This is a genomic window from Phreatobacter sp. (assembly GCF_052440005.1).
Classification (GTDB): Bacteria; Pseudomonadota; Alphaproteobacteria; order Rhizobiales; family Phreatobacteraceae; genus Phreatobacter.
Genome location: NZ_JBQVQL010000054.1, coordinates 26,560 through 33,153, shown reverse-complemented (window position 1 = coordinate 33,153; position 6,594 = coordinate 26,560). Strand labels below are relative to the sequence as shown.

7 protein-coding genes are annotated in these 6,594 nt (G+C 70.7%); 6 read left to right on the top strand and 1 reads right to left on the bottom strand.

The window, feature by feature from the left end; translation table 11 throughout:
- The coding region (locus tag ACT6XY_RS14135) for a hypothetical protein (protein ID WP_444748962.1) at window positions 1-1,947 on the bottom strand (1,947 nt) is incomplete at its 3' end.
- A gap of 382 nt (window positions 1,948-2,329) precedes the next feature.
- Between ACT6XY_RS14135 and ACT6XY_RS14130 the strand changes: the two genes are divergently transcribed.
- The 6 genes from ACT6XY_RS14130 (at window position 2,330) to hpxZ (ending at window position 6,594) form a co-directional block, all read left to right on the top strand.
- On the top strand, window positions 2,330-2,773 hold the full coding sequence (locus ACT6XY_RS14130) for a MerR family transcriptional regulator (RefSeq protein ID WP_106749133.1): 444 nt from the start codon (window positions 2,330-2,332) through the stop codon (window positions 2,771-2,773).
- Between the two features lie 151 nt (window positions 2,774-2,924).
- Window positions 2,925-4,211, top strand: coding sequence for a phosphoglycerate dehydrogenase (gene serA / locus ACT6XY_RS14125; RefSeq protein ID WP_444748961.1), 1,287 nt, complete (start codon window positions 2,925-2,927; stop codon window positions 4,209-4,211).
- A gap of 119 nt (window positions 4,212-4,330) precedes the next feature.
- A complete protein-coding gene (locus ACT6XY_RS14120; RefSeq protein ID WP_444748960.1) occupies window positions 4,331-4,528 on the top strand; it encodes a DUF4089 domain-containing protein in 198 nt (65 codons plus the stop codon).
- Between the two features lies 1 nt (window position 4,529).
- Entirely contained in the window at window positions 4,530-5,927 is a 1,398-nt protein-coding gene (locus ACT6XY_RS14115; protein WP_444748959.1) for an AtzE family amidohydrolase, read from the top strand.
- A gap of 118 nt (window positions 5,928-6,045) precedes the next feature.
- Entirely contained in the window at window positions 6,046-6,174 is a 129-nt protein-coding gene (locus ACT6XY_RS14110; RefSeq protein WP_444748958.1) for a hypothetical protein, read from the top strand.
- Window positions 6,175-6,201: 27 nt separating this feature from the next.
- Window positions 6,202-6,594: an oxalurate catabolism protein HpxZ gene (gene hpxZ, locus ACT6XY_RS14105; RefSeq protein WP_444748957.1), complete on the top strand. Its 393-nt coding sequence runs from the start codon at window positions 6,202-6,204 to the stop codon at window positions 6,592-6,594.

Here is a 6,594-nt window from a genome sequence, read left to right as displayed (position 1 = left end):
GACGAGGGCGGGCTCGGGTTCGCGCGGGGCCAGCGGCGGCGAGGCGGCCACGGGCGGCGCGTCTGCCGGCTCGATCTCGGCAATGCGGCGGGCGACGCGCTCGAAGGTCTGCTGGACGGCGTCGACGGTCTCGGCGCCCTTGCCGTCGAGGGCAAGGCGCGCCTGGCGGACCTCGGCGATCTCCCGGCGCAATGCCTCGATCTCGGCGTCCGAACCGGAGGCGGGGGCGGCGGCAATCGCCTTGCGAGCGGCCTTTTCGGCAGCCTCGATGGTGCCGGCCCGCATCTCCTCCATCTGGACGAAGAGGTCGGATAGGCCGCGCTCGATGGTGCCGAGCTGGGCGAAGCGGCCGTCGGCGGCGTCGATCTTGGCGGCCAGCGACAGGATGTGACGCTCGATCTCGGCGAGAGCCTTCGGGTCGTCGGGACGGGCGTGGCCGTCCTCCAGCTTGTCGGCGAGGCGGCGCAGGGCCTCCTCGAGCTGGGGATTGGAGGCGGCGGCGCTGGGCCGCGGCGCGGCGGCCAGCCTTTCGGCGATCTCCTCGATCCGCGCCTCGATGGCGGAGGTGATGGCCTCGACGTCGCTGCCCGAGCGGCGCGGCTCGGCGAGGGCGTCGATGCGGCGGCCGAGGGCGGCGATCTGGTCGCCCAGGGCATCGATGGCGTCTCGCGATACCGTGTCGGCGAGCATGGCGCGGATGACGCCTGTCTCGGCCGCGAGGCTTTCGATGAGGCCGTTGCTGAGGCCGCGGCTCGCCAGGGTGTCGATGCGCCCTGACAGGGCCTTCAACTCCTCGGCGATGCCTTCCGCCGGCATCAGCCGGGCGAGGGCCTGTTCGAACTCCTCGACGAGGGCTTCCAGCGGCTCGGCCGACAGGCCCTGGGCGCGGGCGGCGTCGAGGCGGGCGCCGAGACCCTGGACCTCGGCCTCCAGCGAGGCGACGGCGCGGCGCGGCGCGAGATCGGAGAGCTGGTCGGCGATGGCGGCGATGTCGGAGCGCAGTTCGGCGACGGCGCGCTCGTACTGGCCGGTCTCGCGCTCGGCCAGCTCACGGCGCATCTGCTCGACCCGGCTCGACAGCGACTTGATCTCGCTGTGCAGGCCGTCGGCGGGCGCGGCCGACATGGCGTCGATGCGCTGGCTCAGGCGACCGATCTCGCCGGCGAGGGCATGGTTCTCCGGAGGGCGGGGTGCTGCCGGACGGGGCGCGCTCAGCGCAGCCTCGATCTGGCGGGACAGGGCGTCGAGGCGCGCGGCAATGGGTGCCATGTCGGGCATGACGGGCGCTGCCGCGGCCATGGCCGGTGCCGCCGGGCGGGCCGGAGGCTCGGCCTGTCCGCGGGCGAGGGCCTTCTGACGGGCGGCGATTTCGGCGACCGCAGAGTCGATATCGCCGCGGAACGAGCGCGGCGGCACCATCGTACCCTCGATTCCATCGGCGTGGCGCGGGGCTGGCATGTCGAGACTGCGGATCGAGCGGGCGATCGCGTCGAGCTGGGCGGTATGATCGGTGCGCTCGGCGACGGGAGCCGCGCTTCGGGCAGCGGTCGGGGCGAGGGGGGCGGAACGCGCGCTCCCGAGGCGCTCGACGGCCTCGATGGCGGCGGCAGAGCGGCGCTCGGAAATTTCTGCGAGCCGCGCCACGGCGTCGAGGGCGCGGACGATGTCGGTGTTGTCGCTGCGCGCGGGGGCGGTTCGGGGGATCGCGGTCTCGGATTCGCGCCGGGTCACGGCGTCCAGGCGCTGGGAAATCGACTCCAGGCGGCGGGTGACCGTCGCAAGCCCGGTATCGGCCTGGGCGGCGGCGGCGGCCTCGGCGGCCTGTTCGGCGATCGCGCTGTTGAGCCATTCGCCCAGCGACATGCCGGAGCGGCGGGCCGCCTCCTTGGCGGCCTCCCTCGCGTCTTGATCGACGCCCTTAACGCTCCAGGGGACGGTGTGTCGCATGACGGGTCCACACGCTTGGCCACATGAGACCGCAACCATCCCTCGCTGGACGGATCGCCACGGTCGGGGCATCCTCCGACGCGAATCCTTGAAGCGCCGGACGAACTGTCCCGTCCCGCAATCTTGGGGTTCATGGTAAATGGGTGGTTAACGACGCGTTTTTTTGTTGGCGACGCCGTCCGGGCGTTAACTGTTAAACTGCTGGTAAGCGATTATAGGCGTTCCTGTGTGGCAGGTGTTGCCCTGTCCTAACGGTAAGTAACAGATCGGTATGTCCCGCACTCTCGCTTCGCGCGCGCAATTTCCGGTAATGGATGTCCCATCCACGAATGAGGTTTCCTCCCGAGCGAGGATGGAGCAGAATATGGAACGGAAGGCATTTATGACTCGCAAGAACGACGATGACGTCTTTTGGATCGAGGACGATGCCGAGGCCGCCAAGGCTGGCCCGGCGGTCTACACCATCGGCGACCTGGCTCGTGAATTCGACGTCACGCTTCGTGCCCTGAGGTTCTACGAGGACAAGGGGCTGCTCTCGCCGCGCCGCGAGGGCCTCGCCCGCCTCTACAGCGCCGCCGACCGCGTGCGCCTGCAGCTCATCCTGAAGGGCAAGCGCCTGGGCTTCACGCTCGCCGAGATCGCCGAGATGGTCGAGGCGCACGAGCGCAACGATGCCGGCCCGGACCAGCAGCTGAAGCTCTCCCGCGAGAAGTGCATGGAGCAGATCGCCCATCTCGAGCAGCAGAAGCGCGAGATCGAGGAGGCGATCGTGGAGCTCAAGCGCACCCACGACACCCTCACCCAGATGATCGACCGGACCCGCTGACGGGTCCCTCGGGAGCCGCCACGGCGGCTCCCGGTGTTGCTGCCGGGCCTGCTCCCCGCGGGTCCCGCCGTTGTGATGGCGCCTCGCCCTTGCCCGGGCCGCCCCGACCTGTCATGCGGTTGCCGCCTCTGAGGTCGCACGGAATCGCCCCATGCCCACCAGCTCGAAAACCGCCACGCCGGGCGCCCCGCGCCGGGCTGCCCTGTCGCTGTCGAAGAACCGCATCAAGATCCTGCTGCTGGAAGGCATTTCGGACACGGCGGTCGGCGTCCTCGAACAGGCCGGCTACACCAACATCCAGCGCCTGCCCAAGGCGCTCGACGGCCCGGCGCTGACCAAGGCGATCCGCGGCGTCCACCTCCTCGGCATCCGCTCGCGCACCCAGATCACGCCGGAGATCCTCTCGGCCGCCGACCGGCTGATCGCCATCGGCTGCTTCTCGGTGGGCACCAACCAGGTCGATCTGGTCGCGGCGAACCGCGCGGGCGTTCCGGTCTTCAATGCGCCCTTCTCGAACACGCGCTCGGTGGCGGAACTGACCATCGCCGAGATCGTGATGCTGCTGCGTCGCATCTTCCCTAAGTCCGGCGCGGCCCATGCCGGCGGCTGGGACAAGTCGGCCGTGTCGAGCTACGAGATCCGCGGCAAGACGCTGGGCATCGTCGGTTACGGCAATATCGGCTCGCAGCTCGCCGTGCTGGCGGAAGCCATGGGCATGCGGGTGATCTATTTCGACCACACCGACAAGCTGCGCCACGGCAACGTGGAGCCGGCCGAGAGCCTCACCGACCTGCTCGGACGCGCCGACGTCGTCTCGCTGCATCTGCCGGAGACCCCCGCGACGCAGGGCATGATCGGCGCGCGCGAGCTCGCCGCCATGAAGCCGGGCGCCTATCTGATCAACAATGCACGCGGCACGATCCTCGACCTCCAGGCCCTCGCCGATGCGCTGAAGTCCGGCCACCTGCGCGGCGCGGCGGTGGACGTGTTCCCCGTCGAGCCCTCGTCCAACGCCGAGCCCTTCGTCTCGCCGCTGCAGGGCCTCGACAACGTCATCCTCACCCCGCATGTGGGCGGCTCGACGGAGGAGGCGCAGGAGCGCATCGGCGCCGAGGTGTCGCGCAAGTTCATCGAATATTCCGACGTCGGCTCGACGTGGGGGGCCGTGAACTTCCCGCAGGTGCAGCTGCCCGTGCGGCCTGCCGGCACCCGCTTCATCCAGGTGCAGCGGAACCTGCCCGGCGAGCTGCGCCGCCTCAACGACGTCTTCGCCAGCCGCAGCATCAACATCGCCGCGCAGTACTACCAGACCGACGGAGAGATCGGCTACGTCGTGCTCGACGCCGACGGCGCGGTGGCCGACGCCGGGGCAGTGCTCGAGCAGATCCGCGAGCTTCCCGGCACCATCCGCGCCCGCCTGCTCTACCGCGGCGGCTGACGCAGGCCCCGGGGGCTTCTGGCCCCGGACTTGCTCCCTCGTATGCAACAGCCGTTTCGCCGGCCGGTTCTGCCTGTGTTTTGGGCAGCGCTGGTGCCGGCGCTTGCAGGGAGGGGACGATGCCGGCCGACGAACTCACCGCCGAGGCTGCGGGCGCACTCATCGACGCCATGGCGCCGGTGGTCGGCCTCACCGTCGCGCCGGACTATCGGCCGGGCGTGATCCTCAACCTGCAGATCGCGATGCGGCTGGTGCGGGTGGCCGAGAGCGTGCCGCTCGACGACCACGACGAGCCGGCCGCGGTCTTCGAGGCCTGAGATGAGCGACCTGACCCATCTGACCGCCGCCGCCATCGCCACGGGCGTTCGCACCGGCGCCTTCACCGCGCGGGCCGTGGCGGAGGCCCATCTCGCCCGCATCGCTGCCCATGACGGGCAAGTCGGCGCCTTCACCGCCGTCACCGCCGAGCGGGCGCTGGCGACAGCCGAGGCGGTGGATGCCAAGCGGCGGGGAGGGGCCCCGCTCGGGCCGCTCGCCGGCGTGCCCTATGCGGTGAAGAACCTGTTCGACGTGGCGGATCTGCCGACGCTGGCCGGCGCCAAGATCAACCGCGACCGTGCGCCGGCTTCGCGTGACGCGGCGCTGATCGAGAAGCTCTCGGCGGCCGACGCCGTGCTGGTCGGCGCGCTCAACATGGGCGAGTACGCCTATGACTTCACCGGCGAGAACGCCCATGACGGCCCCTCGCGCAACCCGCACGACCTCACCCGCATGACCGGCGGCTCCTCGGGCGGGTCGGGCGCGGCTGCCGCCGCCGGCTTCGTGCCCGTGACGCTCGGTTCCGACACCAACGGCTCGATCCGCGTGCCGTCCTCGCTCTGCGGCCTGTTCGGGCTGAAGCCGACCTTCGGGCGGCTGTCGCGGGCGCGCTCCTTTCCCTTCGTGACCAGCCTCGACCATCTGGGGCCGCTGGCGCGATCGACGGCCGACTGCGCCGCCTTCTACGACGCCATGAGCGGGCACGATCCCGACGACCCGGTCTCGCAGGACCGGCCGGCACCGGCGCTGACGCCCGAGGTCGAGGCCGGCATCGGCGGCCTCAGGATCGCCCGGGCCACCGGCTATTTCGACCGGATGCAGAAGGAGGCGGCCCGCAGCGCCACCGCCAAGGTCGCCGACGCCCTCGGCGCCGGAACCGTCGAGATCCCCTTCGTCGAGGCGGCGCGGGCTGCGGCCTTCGTCATGACCTGTTCGGAAGGCGGAACGCTGCATTTCGAGCGCCTTCGCACCCGCGCGGGCGATTTCGATCCCGATACCCGCGACCGGCTGATGGCCGGGGCGCTCCTGCCGGCGGCCCATGTCGCGACGGCCCATCGCGTCCGGCGGAAATACCGCGACGCCATGCGGGCGTTGTTCCGCGAGGTGGACGTGATCATCGCGCCGGCGACGCCGACGCGCGCACCAGCGCTCGGCCAGAAGACCTTCACCCTCGACGGGCAGACGGTGCCCGTGCGCGCCAATCTCGGCCTCTTCACACAGCCCTTCTCCTTCATCGGCCTGCCGGTGATGAGCGTGCCGGTCTGGACCGGGGGCGAGGACCTGCCCATCGGCGTGCAGATCATCGCGCCGGCCTGGCGGGAGGACATCGCGGTGCGCGTCGCCGGCCACCTGGAGCGGGCGGGTATCGTGGCCTCACGCGTCGCCGCGCTCGGCTGACGATGCGCAATCGTTACAGTGCGTTCACCATGGTGGGGACAATTGTCGGAAAAGGCGCCGTAAGCCGGGACCGGTTGGCAGGCCTGCGGGTTCCTCCCGCAGTTCCGGGGAGCGTACCATGCCTCGCATCCTGCTCTTTACCACCACACTCCTCACGGCCTGCGCCGTGGCCGCCATCGTCGCCGCCGCCGATCCGTCGGGCGGCGCCGTCATCGCCCATCTCATCGCCGCCGGGAGCGCTCCCTGATCGCGGCACCCACCCGGGAGACTTGCCGTGATCATCAACGACCCCGCCGTCCACGCCGAAGTGAGCGCCGCCTTCGCGGCCTATGAGAAGGCGCTGACCACGAACGACGTGGCGACCCTCGACGCGCTGTTCTGGAACTCCGGGCACACGATCCGCTACGGCATCGGTGAGAACCTCTACGGCTACGGCGAGATCGCCGCCTTCCGCTCGGCCCGCTCGCCAGCGGGGCTGGAGCGGCGCATCGAGCGGACGGTCATCACCACCTACGGGCACGACATGGCGACCGCCTCGACCCTCTTTCACCGCGAGGCCATGGGACCTGAGAAGATCGGCCGGCAGATGCAGACCTGGGCGCGCATGCCCGAGGGCTGGCGGGTGGTCGCGGCCCACGTGAGCATCATCCCGGCGCCGCAGGCCTGA

What these genes read in the sequence shown, in the direction of transcription:
- serA (WP_444748961.1), top strand. Translation starts at nt 2,925, where the DNA reads ATGCCCACCAGCTCGAAAACCGCCACGCCGGGCGCCCCGCGCCGGGCT.
- ACT6XY_RS14130 (WP_106749133.1), top strand. Translation starts at nt 2,330, where the DNA reads ATGACTCGCAAGAACGACGATGACGTCTTTTGGATCGAGGACGATGCC.
- ACT6XY_RS14120 (WP_444748960.1), top strand. Translation starts at nt 4,331, where the DNA reads ATGCCGGCCGACGAACTCACCGCCGAGGCTGCGGGCGCACTCATCGAC.
- ACT6XY_RS14110 (WP_444748958.1), top strand. Translation starts at nt 6,046, where the DNA reads ATGCCTCGCATCCTGCTCTTTACCACCACACTCCTCACGGCCTGCGCC.
- ACT6XY_RS14115 (WP_444748959.1), top strand. Translation starts at nt 4,530, where the DNA reads ATGAGCGACCTGACCCATCTGACCGCCGCCGCCATCGCCACGGGCGTT.